Raw genomic sequence first — 25,324 nt, forward strand, 5'->3', positions numbered from 1 at the left:
ATGAGTACCACCGACCCCCGCCCCCGCTTCGTGAGCGGGGCACCCCGTCACCTGACCCCCGCCCCCCGCTGGATCGCCGACGAGCTGCTCGGCGGCCGCCCGGTCGCCGGCACCGACACCCCGCCGGTGACGATCCGCGAGGCCCGCGCCGACGACGCGGGCGACTCCGGCGTCGCCGGGTACCGAGCGCTGCGCCGCGCGGTGTTCTGCGTCGAACAGGGGCTGTTCCCCGACCGGCCCACCGCCGACCTCGACGACCACGACGCCGACCCGCGCGTGGTCGTCCTGCTCGCCCACGACGCCGACGGGACCCTGCTCGGCGGGGTGCGCCTCGGCCCGGCCCGGGCGGCCCACCCCGACATCGGGTGGTGGACCGGCAGCAGGCTGGTCGTCGCCCCCACCGCGCGACGCCGCACCGGGGTCCGCGTCGGGGCGGCACTGGTCCGCGCCGCCTGCGCGCGTGCCGAGGCCGCCGGCGTCCTGCGTTTCGACGCCGACGTCCAGGCCGCGGGCGCGGTCCTGTTCGACCGGCTCGGCTGGACCCGGGTCCGCGACTGCGAGGTCGCCGGGGCCCCGCACGTCACGATGCGGTGGCCGGTGACCCGCGTCCAGGACCTCGTCGTCGCCACCAAGTCACCGCTGGGTGCACTGGTCGGCGGCCTCGGCCCGGCCGGGTTCGTCGGCGACGACGGCGCCCCCGTCCCGGGCACCGACGTCGTGGCCTGCTGCGACGCGATCGTGCCGGCGATGGTCGAGCGCGACCCGGAGTGGGCGGGCTGGGCCGGCGTGCTGGTCAACGTCAACGACCTCGCGGCGATGGGTGCCGCCCCGGTCGGGCTGCTCGACGCCGTCGGCGCCCGGGACGCCTCCTTCGCCCACCGCGTGCTGAGCGGGGTACGCGCGGCGGCCGACGCCTACGGCGTCCCGCTGCTCGGCGGGCACACCCAGCTCGACGTGCCCGCGGCGCTGTCGCTGACCGCGCTCGGACGCACCGACCGCCCCGTCCCCGCCGGCGGCGGGCGGCCCGGGCACCGGGTGCGGCTCACCACCGATCTCGGCGGCGGCTGGCGTCCCGGCTACACCGGACGCCAGTGGGACTCGACGACCTCGCGCACCCGCGCCGAGCTGGCCGCGACCGTCGGCGCCATCGGTCCGGACGCACCGCACCGCCCCGCCGCGGCGAAGGACGTGTCGATGGCCGGGCTCGCCGGCACCCTCGGCATGCTCGCCGAGGCCTCCGGCGTCGGCGCCGTCCTCGACGTCGCCGCCGTCCCCCGGCCGGACGGCGCCACCGCGGGCGACTGGTTCACCTGCTTCCCCGGGTTCGGCCTGCTCACCGCGGACGACCCCGGCGCACCCGCCCCCGACGCGGGCCCCGCGGTCTCCGCCGAGTGCGGCGAGCTCGTCGCCGGTGCCGGGGTCCGGCTGCGCTGGCCCGACGGCGAGCAGACCGAGGCCGTCACCGCGGGTGTCACCGGCATGGGCCGCGCCGGCGCCCCCGTCCACCACCCCGAGGAGATTCGATGACGCCCACGACGTTCGGCGCCGCCGCGCAGGGCTTCGTCCGCGACCTCGACGAGGACTTCGCCCGCATCGCCGCCACGATCGACCGGGCCCGCGAGGCCGGGGTGCAGGTGCTCGCGCTTCCCGAGGCGGCGATGGGCGGCTACCTGTCGTCGCTGCACGACGTGCCCGGCACCCCCGCCGACCGGCCCCCGCAGCTGGACCCGGACGGACCGGAGGTCCGGCGGCTGGTCGCACTGGCCGGGGACATGGTCGTCGCCGCCGGGTACTGCGAGACCGGGGACGCCGCGTCCGGCGGGCGGCCCTACAACTCCTGTGTCGCCGTCACCGGGGACGGGGTGCTCGGACGGCACCGCAAGGTGCACCAGCCGATCAACGAGAACTCCAGCTACGCCGCGGGTGACCGGTTCGCCGCGTTCGACACGCCGTACGGCCGGACCGGCATGATGATCTGCTACGACAAGGCGTTCCCCGAGGCGGCCCGTGCGCTGGCCGACGACGGCGCCCGGACCGTGCTGTGCCTGTCGGCGTGGCCGGCGTCGCGGACCAACCGTGCCCCGGTCCTCGCCGAGGACCGGTGGGCCCGCCGCTTCGACCTGCACGACCGCTCCCGGGCACTGGAGAACCAGTTCGTCTGGGTCTCGGCCAACCAGGCCGGTACGTTCGGCGACATGCAGCTGGTGGCGAGCGCCAAGATCGTCGACCCGGGGGGCGAGGTGCTGGCGACGACCGGCAGCGAGGCCGGACTCGCCGTCGCGACCGTCGACGTGGACGCGGAGGTGGACGCGGCCCGCCGCGTGATGGGGCACCTGCGTGACCGCCGTCCGGCGACCTACGGGCCGGGCCCGGTCCGCGCGGGGGTGTGAGGTGCGCGTCGCCGCGGCGGCCGCGAACTTCACCCGCGACGTCGCGTTCGACCTGGAGCGGATCGGTGTCATCGTCGCGCACGCCCGGGAGCAGGGCGTGAGCGTGCTGGTGCTGCCCGACGGCGCGCTCGGCGGCTACGTGCACGACCTGCGCAGCCCCGATCCCGCCGACCCGGACGACCGCGCGGTGCTGCCGCCCGAGCTCGACCCGGACGGCCCCGAGGTGCGCGCGGTCGCCGCGCTCGCCCGGGAGATGGTGGTGTGCGTCGGGTTCTGCGAGGCCGGCCCCGAGCCGGGCGTGCGGTGGAACTCCGCGGTCTGCCTGACCGGGGACGGCGTGCTCGGCAGGCACCGCAAGGTGCACCAGCCCGCGGGCGTCGCCGGGCTGTTCGCCGCCGGGGACGGGTTCACCGCGTTCGACACCCCCGCCGGGCGGATGGGGATGCTCATCGACCACGACAAGACCTTCCCCGAGTCGGCCCGCTCGCTCGCGCTCGACGGCGCGCAGCTGCTGGCCTGCCTGTCGGCCTGGCCGACCTCGCTGACCAACCGGGCCCCCCGGATGGCGCAGGACCGCCAGGCCCGGCTGTTCGACCTCTACGACCAGTCCCGCGCCGCCGAGAACCAGGTGCTGCTGCTCTCGGCGAACCAGAGCGGGCGCAACGGTTCCCTGCACTTCCTGGGCCGGGCGAAGGTCGTCGGGCCGGGCGGGGACATCCTGGCCCGCACCTGGTCCAAGGGCGGGCTCGCCGTCACCGACGTCGAACCCGACGAGATGATCGCCTCCGCCCGCGCGGTGCTGCACCACCTCAAGGAACGCCGACCCGACCTGTACCGGGGCTGAGCGGTGCGGATACGGCTGTCCACCTACTCCACCAAGCCACGCGGCGGGGTCGTGCACACCCTCGCGCTGGCCGAGGCGCTCGCCGCCGCCGGGCACGAGGTCGCGGTGTTCTCCCTGGCCCGGGGCGGGGACACCGGCTTCTTCCGGGCCGTCGACCCCCGCGTCGCGGTGCATCTGGTCCCGGTTCCGGAGGTCGACGGCGAGACGGTCGGCGCCCGCATCCTCCGCTCGATCGACCTCCTGGCCGCCGGGCTGGCCGACGCCCCCGCGGTCGACGTGCGGCACGCCCAGGACTGTCTGTCCGCCAACGCCGAGGGCCGCGCGCACGGCTACGGCTCGCTGCTGCGCACCGTGCACCACCTCGACGAGTTCAGCACCCCCGAGCTGGCCGCCTGCCACGAACGCGCGCTGGTGCATCCGGCCGCGCTGGTGTGCGTCTCCCGGGCCGTCGCCGCGGAGGTGCGCGCCGGCTGGGGCCGGGAGGCGACGGTGATCGGCAACGGCGTCGACGCCGCCCGGTTCGCCCGGGCCGCCGACGCCGGCGCCGGCGCGCCGTGGCGGGCCCGGTTCGGCCGCTACGTGCTCTCGGTCGGCGGGATCGAGCCGCGCAAGGGCACCGCCGACCTGGTCGAGGCGATGGCGCTGCTCGGGCCCGGTACCCGCCTGGTGATCGGCGGCGGCGAGACGCTGTTCGACTACCGCGACTACCGCGCCCGGGTGCTCGCCCGGGCCGACGAGCTGGGCGTCGTCCCGGACATCCTCGGCCCCGTCGACGACGACGCGCTGCCCGGCCTGATGGCGGGTGCGGCGGCGTTCGCGTTCCCGTCGGCCAAGGAGGGCTTCGGCCTGGCCGCGATGGAGGCGCTGGCCGCCGGGGTCCCGCTGGTGACCCGGGACCTGCCGGTGCTGCGCGAGGTGTTCGGCGACGCGGCACGGTTCGCCCGCGACCCCGCCGGGTTCGCCGCCGCGCTCGCCGACGCACTGGCCGCCCCCGACCCGCGGCGGGCGGCCGCCGGTCGCGCGCTGGCCGCCGACCACACCTGGACCGCCGCCGCGGAACGGCACGCCGGCCTCTACCGGACCCACCTCGCCGACCGCGGCGTGACGACGACGGGGTGACGGGGACCACACCGACTGCGCTAGCCTGGGGTGACCACACGACGACGACGTCTCGGGGGTACGCCGATGCCTGCTCACGAGGCACCCGCTCCGGCCACCGTCGTGCCCCTGTGCCGCGCCGCCCGCCACGGCGACGCCGCCGGGGTCCGCTGCCCGCACTGCACCCGCCCCACCCGCGACGACCGCGACGCCGTCGTGCTGCGGCTGCCCCGGCTGCGCGGCCACGAGGTGCTCGCGGGCGAGCTCTGACCCACCGCCCGCCGGCCCCTCCGCGCCCGCGCCGGTCCGCCGCCGCGCCCGGTCCCCCGCCCGCGCCCTGATCCGCACCCCGCGCGGTGATCCGCTCGGCGCGCGTGTCCGGACGCGCGCGCCGAGCGGATCACCGCGCGACAGTGCGATCATCGGGTGCCCGTCCACAATCGCGGGAATGCTCCACAGGTGGCGCATCCGCTCCGGCGCGGGCGCCGGGCGCGGGCAGGGTCGGGGCCGTGGACGAACCGCTGCTGCGCCGCGACCTGCTGAGACTCGGGACGACCGAGGCCGAGATCCGCGCCGCCCTGCGCAGCGGGCGATGGACGGGGATCGGCCCCGGTGTGTACCTGGAGACCGGCGACGAGCGTCTGCGATTCGCCTCGACGCGGCACGCGACCCTGGTGGAGGCGACGGTCCCCTCGCTCGCCCCCGGGGCCGTGGTCAGCGGTCCGTCCGCCGCCGTTCGACACGGCCTGCCGGTCTGGGGCGTGCCTCTGACCACGGTGCACGTCACCCGGGACGGCGCGTCCGGCGGGCGCGGCGGGCCGCGGCTGCGCGTACACGCCTCCCCGTTGTCCGCCGACGAGGTCGTCGACGTCCGCGGCATCGCGACGACGTCGGTGGCCCGCACCGTCGTCGACGTGGCCCGCACAGCACCGTTCGAGACCGCCGTGGCCGTCGCCGACGCGGCCCTGCACCGCCACCTCGTCACGCCGGACCGGCTGCGGGATGCGGTACTCGCCGCCTGCGGGCGCCACGGCGTCGGCCGGGCCCGGGCGGTCGTCGCCTTCGCCGACGCCCGCGCGGACGGACCGGGCGAGTCACGCAGTCGCGTCCGGATGGCCCGCCTGCACGTGGCGAGCCCGGTGCTGCAGCATCCCGTGCTCGACGAGCGGGGCCACCGGACCGGGGTCGTCGACTTCTGGTGGCCCGACCACGGGGTGGTCGGGGAGTTCGACGGCCTCGGCAAGTACGGGCGGTCGCGACGCCCGGGAGAGAGCGCGGCCGACGCCGTCGTCCGGGAGAAACGGCGTGAGGACGCCCTGCGTGCCCGGCCCGGAGTGCGGACGGTCGTGCGCTGGACCTGGGCGGAGCTCGACGACTTCGCCGCCGTCGCGCAGCGGCTCCCGCGGGCAGCATGATCCGTACCCCGCGTGGTGATCCGTTGCCCGCGCGTGTCCGGACGCGCGCGCGGAGCGGATCACCGCGCGGACAGCGGATCGGCACTCGGACAGCGGATCAGCGAAGCCGGCGGATCACCGGGGCCCGGCGGATCACCGGGGCAGCCGACGGGTCGGCGCGCGGAGCCGGTCAGTCGGCCGGGCGCAGCACGGTCGCCCCGAGGACCCGGCAGGCCAGGAGCGCCACCTCGACGTCGAGCCGGTCGTCGCCGAGGGGCCGGCCCCGGACCTCCTCGGCGCGGCGCAGCCGGTACTGCACGGTGTTCTTGTGCAGGTGCAGCTCGCCCGCCGCCGCGACGAGGCTGCCGCCGCCGCGCAGGTAGGCGGCGAGGGTGTCGCGGAGCCGGGCGTGCTGCTCGTCGTCGATCGCGAGGTCGCCGAGGATCTCGGCGACCCGGTCGGCGAGCAGGTCGGTGCCCGCGTCGAGCAGCAGCAGCGGGCCGAGGTCGTCGGCGGTGGTGACCGGGAGCCGGGCGGCGGGAGCGGCGGCGGTGACCACCTCCTGCACCCGGCGGGCCCGGCGGTGCGCGCCGCGGAACCCGTCGAGGCCGCGGCCGGGCCCGCCGAGCGCGACCGACACCGGTCCGGGCGGCAGGGTCACCGGCCCGCCCGTGCCGGGGTACCAGGCCCAGGACGTGACCGCGTCCGGGGCGACGACGAGCGGGGCGCGGGTGCAGCCGAGGGCGGCGCCGACGTCGGCGACGGCACGTTCCAGGGCCCGGCCGGGATCGGGGGCGTCCGGGTCGACCCAGAGCACCGCGGCCAGGTGCTCCCCCGCGACCGGGTGCCCGAGCGCCGCCTCGACCTCGGTGACGGTGCCGCCGCGCCCGGCGAGCACCGCGTCGACCATCGCGAGGCGGGCCGCGTCGCGGCGGCGGACCCAGCCGTCGCGTTCGGCCTGGTGGACCGCGACCATCTCCTCGGAGACCCGGTCGACGTAGCCGAAGGCGACCGCGGTGAGCGCACGGACGGCGTCCCCGACCTCGGCTGTCCCCAGCCCGGACCCGGCGATGCGGCCGATGAGCTCCTGCTGGAACACCGACTGGCCCAGCCGGTAGGCCCGCAGGACGACCGTGACCGGGACCCCCTGCTGGGCGAGTCGGCGGGCGAGCTCCCCGGCGACCGGGGGCAGCGGCACGTCGTCCTGGGCCCGGCCGGTCAGCACGACCAGCGCCCCTTCCAGCGAGCCCTGCACGGTGGCGACCAGCAGCTCGCGCACGCGGGGGTCGCGGCCGAGCTCGGGCAGCCCGGCGTCGATCTCGACGAGCACCCGCGCACCGAGCGCCTCGACGTCGTCGCGGACCTCGGTGGCGAGGCGGGCGAGCAGGGCGGTCACCGTCGACACGGGACCGACCGTAGCGCGACGCCCGCCCGGCTCCGGGGATCCGGTGCCGGGCGGGCGTCGCGGCGAGGTGCTCAGTTCTCCAGGGCCAGTGCGCGGGCGGGGCAGGCGCGCACGGCGGCGTCGACGTGGGCCCGCTCGGACTCGGGCGGGTGCTCGTCGCGGACGACGACCACGTCGTCCTCCCCCACCTCGAACCAGCCGTCGGCCATCGCCTCGCACATCCCGATGCCCTGGCAGGCGTCGAGGTCGGCGACGATGCGCATCAGACCTCCTCGGTGGTCAGCGCGACGAAGTCGACCTTCTCGCGGACCCCGCAGTCCGGGCAGCACCAGTCGTCGGGGACCTGCGACCACGGGGTTCCCGCCGGGAAGCCCTCGGCCTCGTTGCCCGCTGCGACCTCGTAGGTGTACCCGCAGCCGGGGCAGCGGGCCGCGGTGACGGCGTCGCTCTGCGCGCGACGGGTGACGTCGGCGGCGGTGTCGGCGACCGGGGCCGGGTCGGCGGGCGGCGGGTAGGCGGCGAGCAGCTCGTCACGCTTGCCGGGCTGCAGGTTGGCGTAGCGCAGGTCGCCGTCGTAGTGCGCCACCACCAGCGGGTCCATCAGCCGGCGGAACACCGGCGGGACGGTCGCGGCCAGCATCATCCCGGTGTAGCCGGTCGGCAGGACCGGGGCCTCCGGGAAGTCGCGCAGCGTCTGGAACCGGCGGACCGGGTTCGCGTGGTGGTCGGAGTGTCGCTGCAGGTGGTAGAGCAGCACGTTGGTGGCGATGTTGTTGGAGTTCCAGGAGTGCTCGGGCAGCACGCGCTCGTAGCGGCGGCGGTCCGGCGGGCCGACCTTCTGGCGCAGCATCCCGTAGTGCTCCATGTAGTTCACCAGCTCGAGCAGGGTGAACCCGAAGACGGCCTGGATCAGCAGGTAGGGCAGCACGCCCCAGCCGAACGACGCGATGATCGCGCCCCACAGCACCACCGACATCAGCCAGGCGTTGAGGACGTCGTTGCCGATCCGGAACGGGTGCCGGTCGCGGCGGGCGTAGCGCTTGCGCTCCAGGCGCCAGGCGCTGGTCAGCGAGCCGAACACGGTGCGCGGCCAGAACCGGTAGAAGCTCTCGCCCATCCGGGCCGAGGCCGGGTCGTCCGGGGTGGAGACGCGCACGTGGTGGCCGCGGTTGTGCTCGACGTAGAAGTGGCCGTAGAAGCTCGGGGCGAGCGCGATCTTGGCGGCCCAGCGCTCCACGTCCTCGCGCTTGTGGCCCAGCTCGTGGGCGGTGTTGATGGCGACGCCGGCGACGGTGCCGAGGGTGACCGCGAGACCGATGTTGCCGACGACCGGCGCCCCGGCGGTGGCGATGTAGAACATCCCGGCGAACAGGCCCGCGTACTGCAGCGGGAGGTAGGCGTAGGTGACCCAGCGGTAGTAGCGGTCCTCCTCCAGCTCCTCCATCACCTCGTCCGGCGGGTTCGTCGGGTCCTTGCCCGCGAACAGGTCGATCGTCGGGACGATGCCGAGCACGACGATCGGACCCAGCCACAGCGCCACCGACCAGCCGGTGGCCAGGTGCAGACCGATCGCGAGGAACGGCAGGACCGGGACCAGCAGACCCAGCAGCCAGGCGTAGCGCTTGCCGTCGTGCCAGGTGTGCTGACCGTCCACCGGTTCGGACAGTGCATAGGTCCGCATCGGGTTCCTCCTCGCGTCGGCTCTGACGGAACGTCGGGGCAGACGGTAGGGAGATCGGCGCACGATTCCTCGGTCGTCGGGACCGAAGATCGGCGCCCCGTTCGGTCCCGCGGACCGAACGCGCAGTTCGTCAGCGGTCCCAGCGGAACAACCGGACCGCGCCCACCGCCCCGACCAGCACCGCGACGACCAGCCCGACGACGGCGCCGGTGTCCGGCGGGACCCCGCGCCACGCCGTCCCGAGCAGCTCCGACGTCGCGCCGTAGGGCAGGGTCCGGCCGATCCCGGCGAGCGGTCCGGGGAGGCTCCGCGGGTCGCCGAACATGCCGCCGAGCAGCCCGGTGCCGAAGAACAGCAGAACACCGCCCGCGACGGCCGCGTTCGCCGTCGGGGCCAGCGCCGCGACGAGCGCGCCCACCGCGAAGAACGCCGCCGTGGCCAGGACCAGCCCGCCCAGCGCCGCCCACGGCGCGGCGGGCATCCGCGCGCCGAACACCGGCACCGCGACCGCCAGCGCGACCCCGGCACCGGCCGCGACCTGCCCGACCCCGACCACCGCCTGCGCCACCAGCACCGGGACCGGGCCCGCCGGGGTGACCCCGAGCCGGCGCAGCACCCCGCTGCGCCGGTAGGCCGCCACGAAGCTCGGCACGTTCACCATGCCGACCAGTGCGAGCACCGTGGCGATCGCGACCGGCAGCCCGACGACCTCCACCACCGACCGGCCGCCGAGGACGTCGGGGGGCAGCTCCGGCGCGGTGGCCCCGACCATGACCAGGATCAGCAGCGGCAGCACCAACGGGACCACCAGGCCCGCGGTGTCCCGGGCGACCATCCTGAGCTCGGCGGCGGCGAGCGCCCGCCACCCGGCGAGCGGCAGCCCGGACCGGGCCGGGGCGCTCATGCCGCCACCTCCCCCGCCGTCGCCGGGCGGTCCGCACGGCTCCGGTGTCCGGTGAGCGCCAGGAACGCCTCGTCGAGGCCGGGGCGCTCGACACGCAGCCCGGTGGCCACGACGCCCTGCCGGACGAGCTCGGCCCCGACCGGGCCCAGCAGCCCGCCCCCGCCGGTCACGGTGACGTCGTGCCCGACCCGGGACACCTCCGCGACGCCGGGCAGGGCGAGCAACGCGGCCCGGTCGAACGCGGCGTCGGTCCGGAACCGGACGTACTCCCCGAGGCCGGCGGCCGCGACGAGCCCGGCCGGGGTCGCGTCGGCGACGACCCGGCCCGCGTCGAGCAGCAGGACCCGGTCGCAGAGCCGCTCGACCTCGTCCATCCGGTGGCTGACCAGCAGCACCGCGACACCGTCGGCGGCGAGGTCACGCACCAGGTCGAGCACGGTCTCCCGGGACGCCGGGTCCAGGCCGGTGGTCAGCTCGTCGAGGACCACCACCCGGGGCGCCCCCACCAGCGCGAGCGCCACCGACAGGCGCTGCGCCTGGCCGCCGGAGAGCCGGTCGAAGCGGGTCCCGGCGTGCGCGGACAACCCGACCGCGTCGAGCAGCTCCGCCGGGTCGCGCCCGGTGCGGTGCAGGGACCGGTGCAGGTGCACGAGCTCGGCGGCGGTAAGCATGTCGTGCAGGGCGGCCTCCTGCAGCTGCACCCCCAGGACGGCGCGGACGGCGCGCCGGTCGCGGCGCGGGTCCAGCCCGAGCACCCGCACCGTGCCCGAGTCGGGGGCGCGCAGCCCCGCGACGCACTCGACGGTCGTCGTCTTGCCGGCGCCGTTGGGTCCGAGCAGCCCGACGACCGACCCCGCGGGCACCGACAGGTCGACACCGTCGGCGGCCACCGTGTCGCCGTAGCGCTTGTGCAGCCGGTGCACCTCGATCGCATCCATGCCGTCCACGGTGGCGGCCGGACGGCGCCGGGGTCAGTGCCGGACGTCGTGACCCCGGACCATGACTTCCGGCACCGGTGCCCGCGCCGCACCGTGGCCTACCGTGTCCGGTATGCGCCGGATCGACCCGAACGTCGTGGCCGGGCTCATCATGACCGTCCTGTGCGGCATCCTCGCCGTCCCGGTGGCGCTGGAGCAGGCCGCCGGGGTCGCGAGCCCCCTGGGCCCGCCGTGGCTGTGGTGGGCCACCTACGCCGCGTTCCTCCTCGCGCTGGTGGTGGGGGGCTGGCTGGACGAGGTCGTCGGGGTGGTCGCGGTCCGCGTGCTGCTCGCGCTGATGGTGCTCGCGTCGGCGGCGCTGGTCCTGCTCGGCGCGCAGTTCGGCTGGCTGCCGATCCTCCTGGTCGTCACCGCGTCCGTCTCCACCTACCACCTGCGGGGCCCGGTGACCGCCGCGATCGTCGTCGGCAACGTCGGGGTGGCCGCGGCGGCGGCGCTGGTCGCGGGCAGCTCGGTGCAGGTCGCGGCGGTCACCGGCGCGATCTACCTGCTGCTGCAGAGCGCCTCGGTGCTGCTCATCGTGGCGCTGCACCGCGAGGAGGCGTCGCGACGACGCCTCGCCGCAGCGCACGCCGAGCTCGCGGCCGCGGGCGCCGCGCTCGCCGAGACCAGCCGGGCGCAGGAGCGGCTACGGATCTCCCGGGAGCTGCACGACCTCGTCGGGCACCAGCTCACCGCGCTCGCCCTGGAGCTGGAGATCGCGACGCACACCGGCGACGACCCGGGCGGGCACGTCGCGCGGGCCCGTGCGCTGGCCGGTGACCTGCTCGCCGACGTCCGCACGACCGTCGGGCAGCTGCGCAGCCGCGCCCCCGACCTGGCCGCCACCCTGGAGCGGATCGGCGAGCAGCTGCCCCGCCCGGTGGTGCACGTGCGCGTCGCCGAGGGGGTCGCCGCCGACGAGGAACGCACCCTCGCGGTGGTCCGCTGCGTGCAGGAGATCCTCACCAACGCCATCCGGCACGGCGACGCCGACACCGTCTGGATCGACCTGTCCCCCGTGCCCGGCGGCGGTCTGCGGCTGGCCGCCCGCGACGACGGCCGTGGCGCCGCCGCCGGCGCAGTCCCCGGCAACGGGCTGCGCGGCCTGGCCGAGCGGGCCGGGGCGTTCGGCGGGTCGGTCGACTGGGGCCCGGCCGTACCGCGCGGGTTCGCCGTGACCGCGGAGCTGCCGTGAGGGCCGGTGCGGGCCCGGGCGGTGCCGGACCGGGGGCCACGACGGTCCGCGTCGTGCTCGTCGACGACCAGACCCTGGTGCGCCACGGCATCCGCGGGCTGCTCGGCCTGGCCGATGGCGTCGAGGTCGTCGCCGAGGCCGGGGACGGCGCGGAAGGGGTGGCCGCCGTCGCCGCGCACGAGCCGGACGTGGTGCTGCTGGACCTGCGCATGCCGCGTCACGACGGGCTGTGGGCGCTGGCCGAGCTGCGCTCGCGCGGGCTCGACGTGCCGGTGCTCGTCCTCACCACCTTCGACGACGACGAGCTGGTCCTGTCCGCGCTGCGCGCCGGGGCCCGCGGCTACCTGCTCAAGGACGTGACCCTGGACCAGCTCGTCGGCGCGGTACGGACCCTCGCCGACGGCGGCACCCTGATCAGCCCGGCCGTCACCGACCGGCTGCTGCGGGCGGTGCGCGACGGCCCGCCCCCGTCCGAGGACGTGTCCGGTCTCGCCCCGCAGGACCTGTCGGCCCGTGAGGTCGAGGTGCTGCGGCTGCTCGCCGCCGGGCACAGCAACCGCGAGATCGCGCAGGTCCTCGTGCTGGCGGAGGGCACGGTGAAGAACCACGTGTCCAGCGTGCTGGCGAAGCTGGGGACGCGGGACCGGACCCGCGCGGTGCTGCGGGCCCTGCACCACGGTCTGCTCGACCCACCACGGCGGCGGGTCGAGCAGGACGGGACCTGACTCAGTCCGACGGCGGCGAGGCGGTGGTGTCCTCCCCGACCAGGGGCGGGTCGACGGGCAGCACGCCCGGCTCGGTTCCGGCCTCGTCGGCGGTGCGGCCGGGCGCCTGGCGTTCCACCGTGTTCTGCTCGGTCTCGAACTGCTCACCTGCGGGGTCGGGTGCGTCCCGGGGGTCCTGGGCGTCGTCGTCCATGTCCCGTCCGTACCCGCCGGACGGAGCGTCACACGGTCCGTCTCAGAACGAGACAGGGTGTCACGATCGCGCTCCGTCGTCGCCGGATCACCCGTTCCGACGCGATTGAGGCGACCGGCGTCGGGTACTCACCGCCGACCGGGTGAAGATCGATGGAGGGATCGTCATGGCCGACACACAGATGGGTATCCGTTCCGGACTCCGTCCGTGTCGTCACCGGGCGCGCTCCTGCCGTCGGTCCTACGGTGGCCTGCGGTGACGCCCGACCTCGCCCGGGCCGCCGACGCGGTCAGCCGACTGCTCGAGGAGTTCGGTCCCGCCATCAGCCGCGACGCCGTGGTCGCCGCCGTCGCGCAGGCCTGCGACGACCTGCGGGGCAGTCCGGTTGGCGCGCTGCCCGAGCTCGTGGAGCGCCTGGCCCGGGTCCGCCTGGACCAGCCGACCGTCGGACTCTGAGGCCTCCGCACCCGGTATGGGCCTCGCGGCGTCCGGGTATCCCCGTCGGGTGAGCGACGACGAGAACGACACCGGACGCGAGAGCCCCCCGATCGACCCGGAACGCGCACTCGACGAGCTCGAGGAACGGGTGCTCGGCCGGCGGATCGACGCCGGGGACACCGAGGCCGACCGCGAGGAGTCCGCGGACACCACGTCCGAGGGCGCGGCCGAACCGGAACCGGTCGGGGGCGCCGGGGAGCCGGACGACGCCGGGACCGGGGTCGACGCCCCGACGGACTGAGCCGGCACTCCCTGTCGGGGCCGCCGCCCGTACCGGGGTCGCCCGTGGTGCGGGGCCGTCCGTGGTGCGGGGCCGTCCGTGGTGCGGGGCCGTCCGTGGTGCGGGGCCGTCCGTGGTGCGGGGCCGTCCGGGTCCGGACGCAGCGCGACCGGACCCGGACGCCGTTCGTCATGCCTGGATGGTGACGTGCGGCACGTAAACGACATAAGGTGCGTCCTCGACGAAGCCGTCCGAGGAGGTACGCATGACCGACGTGTCCGACCGTTCCGCGCCACCCGGTACCGGGACCCGCTCCCGCGCCTGGGTCATCGCGCTGTGCTGGACGGCGATCGTCGTCGACGGTTACGACCTCATCGTCTACGGCACCGTGCTGCCCACCCTGATCTCCGGCGAGTGGGCCCTCGACGCGGGTACCGCGGGCTGGATCGGCTCGCTGGCGCTGGTCGGCATGCTCGTCGGCGCGCTGCTGGCCGGGACGCTCACCGACCGCATCGGGCGGCGGCGGCTGATGATCCTCTGCATCGCCTGGTTCTCGGCGGCGATGGCGCTGTGTGCGCTCGCGCCGTCGCCCGAGGTGTTCGGGCTGCTGCGCTTCGTCGCGGGCGTCGGGCTGGGCGGTGTCGTGCCGACCGCGATCGCGCTCACCGTCGAGTACGCCCCCGCGGGGCGGCGCAACGCGGCGAACGCGCTGATGTTCTCCGGCTACTCCGTCGGTGGTGTCGTCGCGGCGCTGTCCGGGATCGTGCTGCTGGAGCAGCTGGGCTGGCGGGCGCTGTTCTGGATCGGTGCCGGGGTCGGCGCGGTGCTGCTGGTCGTCGTCGCCGCGGCGCTGCCGGAGTCGGTGTCCTACCTGGTCGGACGGGGCCGTCGTGAGGAGGCGGCCGCGCTGGCCGCCCGCTACGGGATGCCCGTCCCCGGTGACGCCCCGGCCGGTCACGGCCGCGCCGGGCTGCGGGCGCTGCTCGACCGCCACCATCTGCGCGGGACGCTGCTGTTCTGGGTCGGCACCGGGTTCGGGCTGCTGCTGGTCTACGGCCTCAACACCTGGCTCGCCCAGATCATGCGCCAGGCCGGCTACCCGCTGGGCGGGGCGCTGGCGTTCCTGCTGGCGCTCAACCTCGGCGCGATCGTCGGGGCACCGCTGCTCGGGGCGCTCGCCGACCGGGTCGGGCCGCGCCCGGTCGTCACCGGGATGTTCCTGACCGCGGCGGCGTCGATCCTGCTGCTGATGAACCGCTTCCCGACGCCGGTGCTGCTCGGCCTGATCGCCGTCGCCGGCGCCTGCACGATCGGCACGACGATCATCGTCAACTCCTACACCGCCACGTTCTACCCGGAGCACCTGCGCGCCGCCGGGCTCGGCTGGTCGCTGGGGATCGGCCGGATCGGGGCCATCGCCGGGCCGCTCTACGGCGGCGTCGTGATGGCGACCGGGGCCGGGTTCGCCGCGAACTTCCTCGCCTTCGCGATCCCCGCCGTACTGGGCGCGATCGTGATGGCGCTGGTGCCGCGGGGCGCCGCCACGCACTCGTAACAGGGGGCGTGCGCGGTCCGGCCAGCGGTCGCGCGGATCGGATCGTGGAGTGGGTGCGACGCCGCCCACACTCGCCGCACCACTCCACGACCCCATCCCAGGAGCGACCATGGTCAAGCCCGTCGCGGACGGCAAGGGCTTCAAGCTCGGGCTGTTCTCCGCCAACTGCTCCTCCGGCCTCGCGGTCACCCGCGTGCCGGAGCGCTGGTCGGGCAGCTGGGAGGACAACCTCCGGCTCGCCGAGCTGGCCGACTCCGTCGGGATCGACTTCCTGCTGCCGATCGCCCGCTGGATCGGCTACGGCGGCGAGACCAACTTCCACGAGGGCGTCCTGGACCCGACGACGCTGGCCGCCGCGCTGCTCGCCCGCACCCGGCGGATCACCGTCTTCGCCACGGTGCACACCGCCTTCCACCACCCGGTCGTCGTCGCCAAGCAGCTCGCGACCGCCGACCTCGTCGGGCAGGGGCGCGCCGGGATCAACATCGTCGCCGGCTGGAACGAGCCCGAGTACCGGGCGCTCGGCGCGACCCTGCCCACCGACCACGACGCCCGCTACGAGCTGGCCCAGGAGTGGTGGGACGTCATCCACCGGATCTGGACCGAGCGGGGCCGCTTCGACCACGAGGGCCGCTTCTTCCGGCTCGAGGGGGTCGAGGGCATGCCGAAGCCGCACGACGGGCCGCTGCCGGTGCTCAACGCCGGGTCGTCGGCGCAGGGCCGCGACTACGCCGCCCGCAACGCCGACGTCGCGTTCACCGTGGTCGGCGGGCCCGAGGACGGTGCGGCGATCGTGTCGGGCATCCGGGACCGCGCCCGCGCACGGTACGACCGCCGGGTCGGGACGTTCACCCTGGGCCACGTCGTCTGCCGTCCCACCCGCGCCGAGGCCGAGGACTACCTGCGGTACTACGCCGACGAGAACGCCGACTGGGCCGCGGTGGAGAACCTGATGCGGCTGCAGGGGATGCACGCGCAGTCCTTCACCCCCGAGATGCTGGAGACCTTCCGGCACCGCTTCGCCGCGGGGCACGGTTCCTGCCCGCTCGTCGGCACCCCCGACGAGGTCGCCGACCGGATCGTCGCCTTCCACGAGGCGGGGTTCGCCGGCATGACGTTGTCGTTCGTCGACTACCTCGGTGAGCTGGGATACTTCGCCCAGGAGGTGCTCCCCCGGCTCGAGGCGCGGGGCATCCGCCTCCCGGTCTGAGCCGGAGGTGACCGTGACCGAGCCGTCGTCGCCCGCCCTGCCGGCGCGGCGCAGCGACCGCCTCGCCGAGCTGCGCGACGAGGTCGCCCAGGTCACGGTGGTCCACGAGATCGGTGTGCGCCGCGGCCGTCCCGACGGGGCGGTCGCGGTCGCCGGGCTCGACGGCGTCAACGTCGCGTTCGTGCGCTACGGCGCCGAGGTGACCGTCGACGCCTTCCCCACCCGCAACCGGTTCGCGCTCACCGTGCCGCTGGGCCCGATGCGGGTGCGCGCCCCCGGCATCGCCGACGGCGGGATCGTGCCCGGGCCGTTCGTGCTGGCCGCCGACGCGCACACCGTGATGGAACCCGACCCGGTCGCCGGGGCGCTGGTCGTCTCGGCCGGTGCGGGGCGGCTGGAGGAGCAGCTGGCCGCGCTCACCGGGCGCCCGCCAGGACACGCGCTGCGGTTCCTCCCGCCGGGGGCGGCGACGCCGGCCGCGCCGCCGTCGCTGCTCGACCAGGCCTGGCGCACCACGTGCGCGGTGCTCACCGAGTGCGGCGGGCGGCCCGCGCCGCTGGTCCGCCGGGTGCTGTCGGAGCAGCTGCTCACCGCGGTGCTGCTGACCCAGCCGCACACGGCGTCGGACGCGTTGCGCGACGAGGCCGCCGCCGGGCCCGCCGACGCCGTCGACCGGGCGCTGGCCTGGATCGAGGCCCACCACGCCGAGCCGGTCACCGTCGCCGACATCGCCCGCGCCGCCGGGGTCGGCGTGCGACGGCTGCAGGAGGAGTTCCGCCGCAGGCTCGGCACCGGCCCGGCGACGGTGCTGCGCGAGGTGCGCCTGGCCCGGGCACACCGCGCCCTGGTCGAGGCCGGCGCGACGACGGTCGCCGACGTCGCGCACGCCTGCGGGTTCGGGCACCTCGGGCGCTTCGCCCACGACTACCGCGACCGGTACGGGGAGCTGCCCTCGGACACCGCGCGCCGGCACCGCGCATGACCGCCGGGGGTGGGACGCCCGGTGCGACGCACCGCGTGCTCCATCCCCGGCGGTCGCGACCGGCGGCGGTCCGTGCCGGGCTGCGGCGCGCTCAGGCCCCGGTGAGGCGCGACCGCAGCCGGGCCAGCGGGCCGGGGGCGGTGAGCCGGTCGGCGACCAGGAATCCCGACGCCCCGCCCAGCCCCGGTCCGGGGTGGGTGGACGCGCCGATCTGCCAGAGACCCGGCACCGGCGTCGCGTGCCCGCCGCCCGTCGGCAGCGGTCGCCACCAGAAGTTCTGGTCCAGCTCGGCCGACCCGGCGTAGGGGTCCCCGCACAGCGCGTTCGGGTTGTGCGCGGCGATGGCGGTCGGGTCGAGCACGTCGACCCGGCCGACGAGCTCGCGCAGGCCCGGCGCGTGCGCGGCGACCCGGTCCAGGACGCGCTCGGCGTAGCCCTCGGCCAGCGTGCGGTCCCAGCCGTCGGCGGTGTCCAGCTCGCCGGCCGCGTCCCCGACCGGGGCGAACGGCAGCTCCTGCAGCTGCAGCCACAGCGCGGCGGCACCCTCGGGGACCCGGGTCGGGTCGAGCACGTGCTGCTGCCCCACGACGACGGTCGGCCGGCGCGGCAGCAGCCCCGCCTCCGCTTCCGCGCAGGCGATCGCGGTCGAGGCCGAGCCGTCGGAGACGTGCACGAGCGGCACCCCGGCCAGCCGGGCGTCGGCCCACGGGACCGGCCCGGACAGCGTCACGTGGACCTGCATCGCGGCCCGGCCGGGGCGGTAGCGGGCGGCGGCCTCGGCCACCGGCGGGGGCACCACGGTGGGCGGGAGCAGCGAGCCGTAGAGCGCGGGCGGGGTCACCGAGGCCAGCACCGCACGGCGCGCCCGGAACGCGAACCCGTCGCCGGCGACGCCCGTCGCGCGCCCGGACCCGACCGTGACCCGCTCGACCCGGCGGCCGGTGTGCACGGCGACGCCGAGCTCGTCGAGCAGCCGCTCCCAGGCGGTGAGGAAGTGGCCCGCCCCGCCGGCGACGACCGGCAGCCCGGCGCCGTGCATGGTCGCGGCGAAGATCGGGACCATCAGCCCGCCGGACGCGGAGTCCGGGGCCAGGCCCGCGTGCAGCAGCCACGGCGCCCAGAGCCGGTCGGTCTCCGGACCGGTGAACCGCGCGCGCATCCAGGACCGGCCGGAGGTCAGCGTGTCGCGGGCGTAGGTCTCCATCCCGGCGACGCCCGCGGCGCGGGCCAGGGTCGCGACCGGGCCGAGCGTGCCGGGGGCGTGCAGCTCGGAGCCGAGCAGCCCGCCGATCCCGGCGGCGTGCGCGCCGAAGCGGTCGATCATGGCGCGGTAGGCGTCGCGGTCGGCGGCCTCGGCGAACCCGGCGACGGTCTCGTCGACCGACCGGTGGGCGAGCGCGACCGAGCCGTCACCCGAGACCGTCGCGGTGAGCGGGCCGTCGGTGTTGGCGTAGGCGAGGCCGTGCCGGTGCAGGTCCGCACCGAACGCGGCGTAGGCCGGGCCGGTGACGAACAGCGGGTGCCAGCTCGACCAGGTGTCGCGGACGAACCCGTCGTGCTCCTGGGCGGCGACGAACCCGCCGATCCGGTCGTGGTCGTCGACGAGGGCGACCGACCAGCCGGACCGGGCCAGCCGTGCGGCGGCCGCCAGGCCGTTGATCCCGCCGCCGACGACGACGGCGTCGTACGTGGCGTGCACGGCTCAGCCCTCGACGAGCGCGAGCACACGCGCCGGGCTGCCCGAGCCGCCGACGATGGGCAGCGGGCACACCACGAGCACCGCGCCGGTCGCCGGGAGCTGGTCGAGGTTGCGCAGACTGGTCAGGCCCCACTTGTCGGCGCCCATCAGCTCCGAGTGGCACGGGAACGCCGGCTCCAGGTTCGGCGCCTGCCCCGCGTCGGTGCCCACGGTCTCCACACCCAGGCCGGTGATCGGGGTCTCGCGCGCCAGCCACCGCGCGCACTCCGGCGCGACGCCCGGGGTGTGCGGGCCGTTCTCGTCGGCGTTGGCGAAGGCCGCCTCGTCCTCACCGCGGGCCGACCACCCGGTGCGCAGCAGCAGCCAGCCGCCCTCGGGCAGCGGACCGTTCTCGGCCTCCCACGCCTGCACGTCGGCGATCTGCAGCAGGTAGTCGGCGTCCTTCTCGACCTCGGCGGTCCGGTCGATCACCACGACCGGTGCGACGAGGGTCGACAACGGCGCCTGCGAGACGTCGAGGCCGTCCTTGCCGGTGATCCAGTGGTTCGGCGCGTCGAGGTGGGTGCCGGTGTGCTCACCGGTGCGGATGTTGTTCCAGTACCAGGCCGGGCCACGGTCGTCGTAGCGGGAGATCTCCTCCAGCTCGAACCGGCTGGTCTGCCCGAACGGCTCGGGCAGCTCCAGGATCGGCGTCGAGGACTGCAACGGCGTGGTCAGGTCGACGACCCGCACCGATCCGGAACGGGCGGCGTCGAGCAGGGCGGAGAGCACGGACACGGGGACCTCCAGGTCGGGCGGGGCGTGCCGGACAGCTTCGTCGCACCGATGCGTGTGCGGCCATCCGTTGTGCGCGGTGACTGTCCGCGCGACGTGGGCCTATCCGCGCAGGGTGTCCGACGGCGACTCGCCGAACCGCTCCTTGTAGGCGACGGCGAACCGGCCGAGGTGCCCGAACCCCCAGTCCGCGGCGACCTGCGAGACGGTGCACCGGGTGGGGTCGGCGTCGGCGAGCTCGGTGCGCACCCCGGCGAGGCGGGCGTCGCGCAGCCGCGCGGTCGGCGTGGTGTCGAGGTGGCGGCGGAAGCCCTCCTGCAGGCTGCGCACGGACAGCCCGACGGCCTCGGCGACGTCGTCGACGGTCAGCGGCTCCCGCGCGTGCCCCTCGATGAGCGCCTCGGCCCGGCGGATCACCTTCGGCACCGCGGGTGCCGGGTCGGCGACGGCGAGCAGCTCCCCGGCCGCCGAGTGCGGCACCGCGGCGAGCAGCTGGCCCATCAGCAGCTGCTCGACCTGGGCGCGCAGCACGGGGTGGGTGAGGCCGCCGGGCCCGTCGAGGTCGGTGCGGACCATGTCGACGGTCGAGAGCCAGGACCGTGCGGCCGGCGTCCGCAGGTCGACGCTGGTCGCCAGGCGCAGCGGCTTCGACGGCGGCCGCCCCAGCATGCGGTGCAGCTGGGCGTCCAGGGCCGCGCGCTCGATCCGCACGATCAGCTGCTCGTTGCCGGCCTCCCAGGTCATGTCCAGCCCGGCGTCCGGGTCGGGCACCGACGCCGTCGTGGGGTCGGAGACGACCTCGGTCCCGCCGGTGCGCACCAGCGCCCGGCCCGACAGCGGGATCTGCACCAGGACGAACGAGCGCAGCGGCTGCGGGCGGATCCGCACCGACGCCCCGTAGGACAGGTACGACAGACCGACCGCCCCGAACCCGGCCGTGTTGAACCGGACCGGCGTCGGGGTGCCGCGGTCGACGGGTTCGAGCCGGTGCGGGCAGAACACCTCGCCGACGCGCTCGCGCGCCTCCTCCAGATCGGGCGAGTCCACCCGGCAGAAACCGCTCAGCACCTCGGTCATGGCACCTCCTCGTGCTCGACCCCGGCTCCGTCGTCCCGGCCGCGTCCCCCGGACAGCGACCGCGTGGTGGGGATAGTCACCCCGACTATATAGCCAAAAGATGACTGCCATCACGGGTCCGCTAGATGACCGTTCTGTTTCGGAGGCTCCCATGACTGACCTGCACGGCCGCACGATCCTCGTGACCGGCGGATCCACCCTGGTCGGACACGGTGTCGTCCGCGCCCTGCACGCCGCCGGTGCGACGGTCGCGATCGCCGACATCGACGCCGCCGGGGCGAAGCCCCTGCTCGACGAACTCGGTGAGCGGGTGTCGTTCCACCACACCGACATCACCGACGACGACGCGGTGTACGCCTGCGTCTCCGCCGTCGCGGGCCCGTCCGGCCTGCACGGCCTGGTCAACCTGGCGTGCAGCTATCTCGACGACGGCGCCGACACCGTCCGCGCCGACTGGCTGCGCGCCCTCGACGTCAACCTGGTCAGCACCGTCCAGACGACCCGCACCGCACGGGAGCACCTCGCCGCGGTCGGCGGCGCGGTCGTCAACCTGACCTCGATCTCGTCCAAGGTCGCCCAGACCGGCCGGTGGGTCTACCCGGCGTCCAAGGCGGCGCTGGTGCAGGTCACCCGCTCGATGGCCATGGACCTGGCCGCCGACGGGATCCGGGTCAACTCGGTCTCGCCCGGCTGGACCTGGTCGAAGATCATGGACGACCTGTCGGGCTCCGACCGCGCGCACACCGACCGCGTCGCCGCCCCGTTCCACCTCACCGGCCGCGTCGCCGACCCGGACGAGGTCGGTGCCGTCGTCGCCTTCCTGCTCTCCCCGGCCGCCTCCGCCGTCACCGGCGCGGACTGGGCCGCCGACGGCGGCTACTCCGCCATGGGCCCGGAGCAGGCCGTCCCCGCCATCCCCCAGCTCGCGACCGCTTCGGAGTGACCACCATGAAGATCGCCGTCGTCGGGGCCGGATTCGCCGGCCTCTCCTCCGCCAAGGTCCTGACCGGTTTCGGTCACGACGTCACCGTGTTCGAGAAGGCGCCGGACGTCGGCGGGGTGTGGAGCGCCAGCCGCCGCTACCCCGGCCTGACCACCCAGAACGACAAGGGCACCTATTCGCTGTCGGACTTCCCGATGCCGAGGCACTACCCGGAGTGGCCGAGCGGGCAGCAGGTGCAGGAGTACCTGGAGGCCTACGCCCGCCACTTCGGCATCCGCGACAAGGTCCGCACGAGCACCGAGGTGCTCTCCGCCGAGCCCCGCCGGGGCGGCGGCTGGACCGTCACCACCGCGGGCGCGGGCACGGCCACCGAGGAGTTCGACCACCTCGTCGTCGCGAACGGGATCTTCTCCGAGCCGTTCCTCCCCGCCTTCCCGGGCACCGAGGAGCACCGCGCCGCGGGCGGGCGGTACTGCGCGCCGTCGGACTTCACCGACATCGACGACGCCCGCGACCGCGACGTCGTCGTGATCGGCTACGGCAAGTCCTCCTGCGACGTGGCCGTGGCACTGGACTCGGTGTCCCGCTCGACGACGGTCGTCGCGCGCGAGCTGCTGTGGAAGATGCCGCGCCGGATCGGCGGTGCCCTGAACTACAAGTACCTGCTGCTCACCCGACTCGGCGAGGGCCTGTTCCGCTACGCCCACCTGGCCGGCTTCGAGAAGTTCCTGCACGGCGCCGGGCGGGGCGTCCGCAACGGCATGATGTCGAGCCTGCAGGGCCAGATCGTGCGGCAGCTGAAGCTGCAGAAGCTGGGCCTGGTCCCGGACGGGTCGCTGGAGGACATCGCGCGGTCCACGGTGTCGCTGGCCACCGAGGGCTTCTACGAGGCCGTCGCCGACGGCTCGATCACCGTCCACCGGGACACGCTCATCAGCGCGCTCGGTGCCCGCGACGGCAGGCCCGTCGCGATCCTGCAGGACGGCACCGAGGTCGCGGCCGACGTCGTCGTCGCGGCGACGGGCTTCCACCAGCGGGTGCCGTTCCTGTCCCAGGACGTGCGGGACCGGCTCGTCGACGAGCGCGGCAACTTCGAGCTCTACCGCCAGATCCACCCGCACACCGTGGCGGACCTGAGTTTCTGCGGGTACAACTCGTCGTTCCTGTCCCCGCTGTCGGCTGAGGTCGCGGCGCTGTGGATCGGTGTGCACCTGGCGGGCGGGATCGACCTGCCGTCGGTGGAGGAGCGCCGGGCATTCGTCCAGGAGCGCCTGCGCTGGATGGAGGAGCGCACCGAGGGCAAGCACGCCCGCGGCACGAACATCATCCCGTTCTCCCTGCACAACATCGACGAGATGCTGTCCGACCTCGGGGCGGGCATCGGCCGCCGGCGCCGGTTCGGCGAGTGGCTGCTGCCGGTCGACCCGGGTGCCTACGCCCGGATCACCGCCGACCTGACCGCCCGGCACGCACCGGTCACCGCGGACGCGCCCCGGCGCCGGGCCACCCCGCTGCGGGCCGCGGGGTGACGAGCTCCGCTCCCCCGAGGCGCGCCGCACCGTCCCTCCCGGACGGTGCGGCGCGTCGCGCTCGCCCGGGGGTGCGGGCACGCCCGTACGATGTGGTCGTGACGACCGTCGCCGAACCGGACGAGATCCTCGCTCCCGTCCCCCCGCGTCGGCTCATCGTGTCGGTGTACGGGCTCTACGCCCGTGAGCGCGGCGGGGCCCTGTCGGTGTCGTCGCTGGTGCGGCTGCTCGGCGGGCTCGGGGTGGACGGCCAGGCCGTCCGGTCCGCGGTGTCCCGGCTGAAGCGACGCGGCCTCCTCGAACCGCAGAAGGTCGGCGGCGCCGCCGGGTACCGCCTGTCCCCCGCGCTGGCCGACGTGCTCGCCGAGGGCGACGAGCGGATCTTCTCCCGCCGACGCGCCGGCGCCGGGGAGGGCTGGCTGCTGGTGGCCTTCTCGGTGCCCGAGTCGGCCCGCGACCAGCGTCATCAGCTGCGCAGCCTGTTGATCCGGCTCGGCCTCGGCACGGTCGCCCCGGGCCTGTGGGTCGCCCCGGCACACCTGGAGGCCGAGGTCTCGCACGCGCTGGACCGCGCCGGTCTGCGCGGCTACACGGAGCTGTTCCGCAGCCGGCACGTCGCCGGCCGTCCGCTGCGCGAGACCGTCGCGTCCTGGTGGGACCTCGACGCCCTCGCGAGCCAGTACTCCGCCTTCGTCGCCCGCCAGGAGCCGGTGCTGCACGCCTGGCGGGACGCCGACGGCGAGCCCGAGCAGGCCTTCGCCGACTTCGTGACGCTCGTGACGGTCTGGCGACGCCTGCCCTACCTCGACCCGGGCCTGCCGCTGGAGGCACTGCCCGAGAGCTGGGTCGGCGACCGTGCCGAGGAGCTCTTCGGCGACCTGCGCGCCCGCCTCGCCGGGCCGGCGCGCGAACACGTCAGCAGCGTCCTGGACACCTGAGCCGCCTTGTCCCGGCACGGCGCTGCGGGGCGGGAGGGGCCGCGGGGTATCCGCCCCGCCCGGCCCCCGGCGCACCGTGGACCTCATCGCGGTCTCGGCCCATACTCGTCGTCGTGACGTGGACCCCCACCGAGCCGGCCTGCGCAGTTCCGCCGTGCCGCGAGCTCACGGATCCGCACCGGCCGGCGCGCTCGGGACCCCGGTGGACCCCATGACGCCCTGTCCGGCGTGTCGCGGTTGGAAGGTCATGCACCGCAAGGGAGCTGCCGGGGACTTCCTGATCAGCGTCAACCTCCTCCCGGTCGCGGCGATGCGCGAGCTCGGTCCGGTCGAGTGCGTGCCCTGCGGCGGACGGGGTGAGCTGACCGAAGCCCGCGCGTCCCGGGTGGGCCGGGACGTCCGGCTCCGCACCGTTCAGCGTCTGGTCGCGGCCGCCGTGCTGCCCGTGGCCGCCCTGTGGCTCCTCGCCTGGCCGTTCCTCGACAACGCCGGCGCCTACGGAGTGATCATCGGCTGGGCAGCCGGTATCGGCCTGCTGGTGCTGATCTTCCTGGCCCTGTTGACCTGGAGTTTCACCGGCTCGTCGATCCCGCATCTCGATCGGCGGCCGCCACCCGGGGGACCGATGCTGTTCTAGCTCGACGGCTGCGACCGGAGGGAGCTCTCAGACCCGCCGCGCCGCGACCGCCTCGATCTCGATCAGCGCCTCGGGCTGCCACAGCGCGGTGACCCCGACGCCGGTCATCGCCGGGTAGGTCCGCCCGCACAGCTCCTTCCAGATCGCGCCGATCTCCTTGCCGCGGGCCTGGTAGCCGGGCACGTCGAGCAGGTAGATCCGCACCGACAGCAGGTCCCCGGGCTCGGAGCCCGCCGCGCGCAGGGCGGTGACGACGTTGGACAGGGCCTGCCGGAACTGGTCGACGATGCCGCCGTCGACGATCCGGCCGGTCGCGTCCATCGCGGTCTGGCCGGAGAGGTGGACGGTGTCGCCGTGCCGGACGGCGTGGGTGAAGCCGGACGGCTTCGCGAGGGTGTCCGGGTTGATGAGCTCGACGTCGGACGCAGTGCCGGTCGTGGTGCCGGTGGTCAT

General features: G+C 75.6%; 27 protein-coding genes. 17 read left to right on the forward strand and 10 right to left on the reverse strand.

What is annotated here, in order from left to right; translation table 11 throughout:
- From ND486_RS17830 to ND486_RS17855, 6 genes are all read left to right on the forward strand, one after another.
- A complete protein-coding gene (locus ND486_RS17830) occupies positions 1 to 1,527 on the forward strand; it encodes an MSMEG_0567/sll0787 family protein (RefSeq protein WP_251785225.1) in 1,527 nt (508 codons plus the stop codon).
- Entirely contained in the window at positions 1,524 to 2,390 is an 867-nt protein-coding gene (locus ND486_RS17835; RefSeq protein WP_251785226.1) for a carbon-nitrogen hydrolase family protein, read from the forward strand. The genes ND486_RS17830 and ND486_RS17835 overlap by 4 nt, the downstream gene beginning before the upstream one ends.
- A gap of 1 nt (position 2,391) precedes the next feature.
- Entirely contained in the window at positions 2,392 to 3,234 is an 843-nt protein-coding gene (locus tag ND486_RS17840) for a carbon-nitrogen hydrolase family protein (RefSeq protein ID WP_251785228.1), read from the forward strand.
- Between the two features lie 3 nt (positions 3,235 to 3,237).
- Positions 3,238 to 4,353, forward strand: coding sequence for an MSMEG_0565 family glycosyltransferase (locus ND486_RS17845; protein ID WP_251785230.1), 1,116 nt, complete (start codon positions 3,238 to 3,240; stop codon positions 4,351 to 4,353).
- Positions 4,354 to 4,419: 66 nt separating this feature from the next.
- Entirely contained in the window at positions 4,420 to 4,602 is a 183-nt protein-coding gene (locus ND486_RS17850; protein ID WP_157818271.1) for a hypothetical protein, read from the forward strand.
- Positions 4,603 to 4,841: 239 nt separating this feature from the next.
- Entirely contained in the window at positions 4,842 to 5,747 is a 906-nt protein-coding gene (locus ND486_RS17855; RefSeq protein WP_251785231.1) for a hypothetical protein, read from the forward strand.
- Between the two features lie 169 nt (positions 5,748 to 5,916).
- Here ND486_RS17855 and ND486_RS17860 read toward each other — a convergent pair whose 3' ends face one another.
- From ND486_RS17860 to ND486_RS17880, 5 genes are all read right to left on the reverse strand, one after another.
- Positions 5,917 to 7,131 (reverse strand): helix-turn-helix domain-containing protein, encoded by a 1,215-nt coding sequence (locus ND486_RS17860; protein ID WP_251785235.1) that lies wholly within the window; start codon positions 7,129 to 7,131, stop codon positions 5,917 to 5,919.
- Positions 7,132 to 7,202: 71 nt separating this feature from the next.
- Entirely contained in the window at positions 7,203 to 7,394 is a 192-nt protein-coding gene (locus ND486_RS17865) for a ferredoxin (protein ID WP_062396337.1), read from the reverse strand.
- Positions 7,394 to 8,812: a fatty acid desaturase gene (locus tag ND486_RS17870; protein WP_224401968.1), complete on the reverse strand. Its 1,419-nt coding sequence runs from the start codon at positions 8,810 to 8,812 to the stop codon at positions 7,394 to 7,396. The genes ND486_RS17865 and ND486_RS17870 overlap by 1 nt, the downstream gene beginning before the upstream one ends.
- A gap of 130 nt (positions 8,813 to 8,942) precedes the next feature.
- Positions 8,943 to 9,716: an ABC transporter permease gene (locus ND486_RS17875; RefSeq protein ID WP_251785242.1), complete on the reverse strand. Its 774-nt coding sequence runs from the start codon at positions 9,714 to 9,716 to the stop codon at positions 8,943 to 8,945.
- The gene (locus ND486_RS17880) at positions 9,713 to 10,654 is read right to left on the reverse strand and encodes an ABC transporter ATP-binding protein (RefSeq protein WP_251785244.1); all 942 of its coding nucleotides are present in this window, start codon (positions 10,652 to 10,654) and stop codon (positions 9,713 to 9,715) included. The genes ND486_RS17875 and ND486_RS17880 overlap by 4 nt, the downstream gene beginning before the upstream one ends.
- Positions 10,655 to 10,766: 112 nt before the next feature.
- Here ND486_RS17880 and ND486_RS17885 point away from each other — a divergent pair, with 112 nt between their 5' ends.
- Together ND486_RS17885 and ND486_RS17890 are read left to right on the forward strand one after the other, a co-directional pair.
- Positions 10,767 to 11,891: a sensor histidine kinase gene (locus ND486_RS17885; protein WP_251785246.1), complete on the forward strand. Its 1,125-nt coding sequence runs from the start codon at positions 10,767 to 10,769 to the stop codon at positions 11,889 to 11,891.
- Complete coding sequence (locus tag ND486_RS17890) at positions 11,888 to 12,616, forward strand: response regulator transcription factor (RefSeq protein ID WP_251785248.1); 729 nt, start codon at positions 11,888 to 11,890, stop codon at positions 12,614 to 12,616. Before ND486_RS17885 ends, ND486_RS17890 begins: the two co-directional genes overlap by 4 nt.
- 1 nt (position 12,617) lies before the next feature.
- On the opposite strand, the gene ND486_RS17895 is transcribed toward ND486_RS17890, so the two are convergent.
- Complete coding sequence (locus ND486_RS17895; RefSeq protein ID WP_251785250.1) at positions 12,618 to 12,809, reverse strand: hypothetical protein; 192 nt, start codon at positions 12,807 to 12,809, stop codon at positions 12,618 to 12,620.
- A 255-nt stretch (positions 12,810 to 13,064) separates the two neighbouring features.
- Between ND486_RS17895 and ND486_RS17900 the strand changes: the two genes are divergently transcribed.
- From ND486_RS17900 to ND486_RS17920, 5 genes are all read left to right on the forward strand, one after another.
- The gene (locus ND486_RS17900) at positions 13,065 to 13,265 is read left to right on the forward strand and encodes a three-helix bundle dimerization domain-containing protein (protein ID WP_251785252.1); all 201 of its coding nucleotides are present in this window, start codon (positions 13,065 to 13,067) and stop codon (positions 13,263 to 13,265) included.
- 49 nt (positions 13,266 to 13,314) lie between these two features.
- Positions 13,315 to 13,548, forward strand: coding sequence for a hypothetical protein (locus ND486_RS17905; protein ID WP_208826345.1), 234 nt, complete (start codon positions 13,315 to 13,317; stop codon positions 13,546 to 13,548).
- Between the two features lie 244 nt (positions 13,549 to 13,792).
- Positions 13,793 to 15,082: an aromatic acid/H+ symport family MFS transporter gene (locus ND486_RS17910; RefSeq protein WP_251785253.1), complete on the forward strand. Its 1,290-nt coding sequence runs from the start codon at positions 13,793 to 13,795 to the stop codon at positions 15,080 to 15,082.
- 109 nt (positions 15,083 to 15,191) lie between these two features.
- Positions 15,192 to 16,292 carry an LLM class flavin-dependent oxidoreductase gene (locus ND486_RS17915; protein WP_251785254.1) on the forward strand — a complete coding sequence of 367 codons (1,101 nt, stop codon included), beginning with the start codon at positions 15,192 to 15,194 and terminating at the stop codon, positions 16,290 to 16,292.
- Positions 16,293 to 16,305: 13 nt separating this feature from the next.
- Positions 16,306 to 17,274, forward strand: coding sequence for an AraC family transcriptional regulator (locus ND486_RS17920; RefSeq protein ID WP_251785256.1), 969 nt, complete (start codon positions 16,306 to 16,308; stop codon positions 17,272 to 17,274).
- Between the two features lie 91 nt (positions 17,275 to 17,365).
- On the opposite strand, the gene ND486_RS17925 is transcribed toward ND486_RS17920, so the two are convergent.
- The 3 genes from ND486_RS17925 to ND486_RS17935 form a co-directional block, all read right to left on the reverse strand.
- Positions 17,366 to 18,973, reverse strand: coding sequence for an NAD(P)/FAD-dependent oxidoreductase (locus tag ND486_RS17925; RefSeq protein WP_251785258.1), 1,608 nt, complete (start codon positions 18,971 to 18,973; stop codon positions 17,366 to 17,368).
- Between the two features lie 3 nt (positions 18,974 to 18,976).
- On the reverse strand, positions 18,977 to 19,750 hold the full coding sequence (locus ND486_RS17930; RefSeq protein ID WP_224401959.1) for a cyclase family protein: 774 nt from the start codon (positions 19,748 to 19,750) through the stop codon (positions 18,977 to 18,979).
- A 99-nt stretch (positions 19,751 to 19,849) separates the two neighbouring features.
- A complete protein-coding gene (locus ND486_RS17935; protein WP_251785260.1) occupies positions 19,850 to 20,824 on the reverse strand; it encodes an AraC family transcriptional regulator in 975 nt (324 codons plus the stop codon).
- 151 nt (positions 20,825 to 20,975) lie between these two features.
- Between ND486_RS17935 and ND486_RS17940 the strand changes: the two genes are divergently transcribed.
- The 4 genes from ND486_RS17940 (at position 20,976) to ND486_RS17955 (ending at position 24,871) form a co-directional block, all read left to right on the forward strand.
- Entirely contained in the window at positions 20,976 to 21,767 is a 792-nt protein-coding gene (locus ND486_RS17940) for an SDR family oxidoreductase (protein ID WP_251785262.1), read from the forward strand.
- A 5-nt stretch (positions 21,768 to 21,772) separates the two neighbouring features.
- Positions 21,773 to 23,296 (forward strand): NAD(P)/FAD-dependent oxidoreductase, encoded by a 1,524-nt coding sequence (locus tag ND486_RS17945; RefSeq protein ID WP_251785264.1) that lies wholly within the window; start codon positions 21,773 to 21,775, stop codon positions 23,294 to 23,296.
- Between the two features lie 98 nt (positions 23,297 to 23,394).
- Positions 23,395 to 24,234: a PaaX family transcriptional regulator C-terminal domain-containing protein gene (locus ND486_RS17950; protein WP_251785266.1), complete on the forward strand. Its 840-nt coding sequence runs from the start codon at positions 23,395 to 23,397 to the stop codon at positions 24,232 to 24,234.
- Positions 24,235 to 24,481: 247 nt separating this feature from the next.
- Positions 24,482 to 24,871, forward strand: coding sequence for a hypothetical protein (locus tag ND486_RS17955; protein ID WP_251785268.1), 390 nt, complete (start codon positions 24,482 to 24,484; stop codon positions 24,869 to 24,871).
- 27 nt (positions 24,872 to 24,898) lie between these two features.
- Here the strand turns inward: ND486_RS17955 and ND486_RS17960 are convergent, their stop codons facing one another.
- Positions 24,899 to 25,324, reverse strand: a complete 426-nt coding sequence (locus ND486_RS17960; RefSeq protein ID WP_251785270.1) for a RidA family protein — start codon at positions 25,322 to 25,324, stop codon at positions 24,899 to 24,901.

The sequence above is a fragment of the Pseudonocardia sp. DR1-2 genome, assembly GCF_023717215.1.
Lineage (GTDB): Bacteria > Actinomycetota > Actinomycetes > Mycobacteriales > Pseudonocardiaceae > Pseudonocardia > Pseudonocardia alni.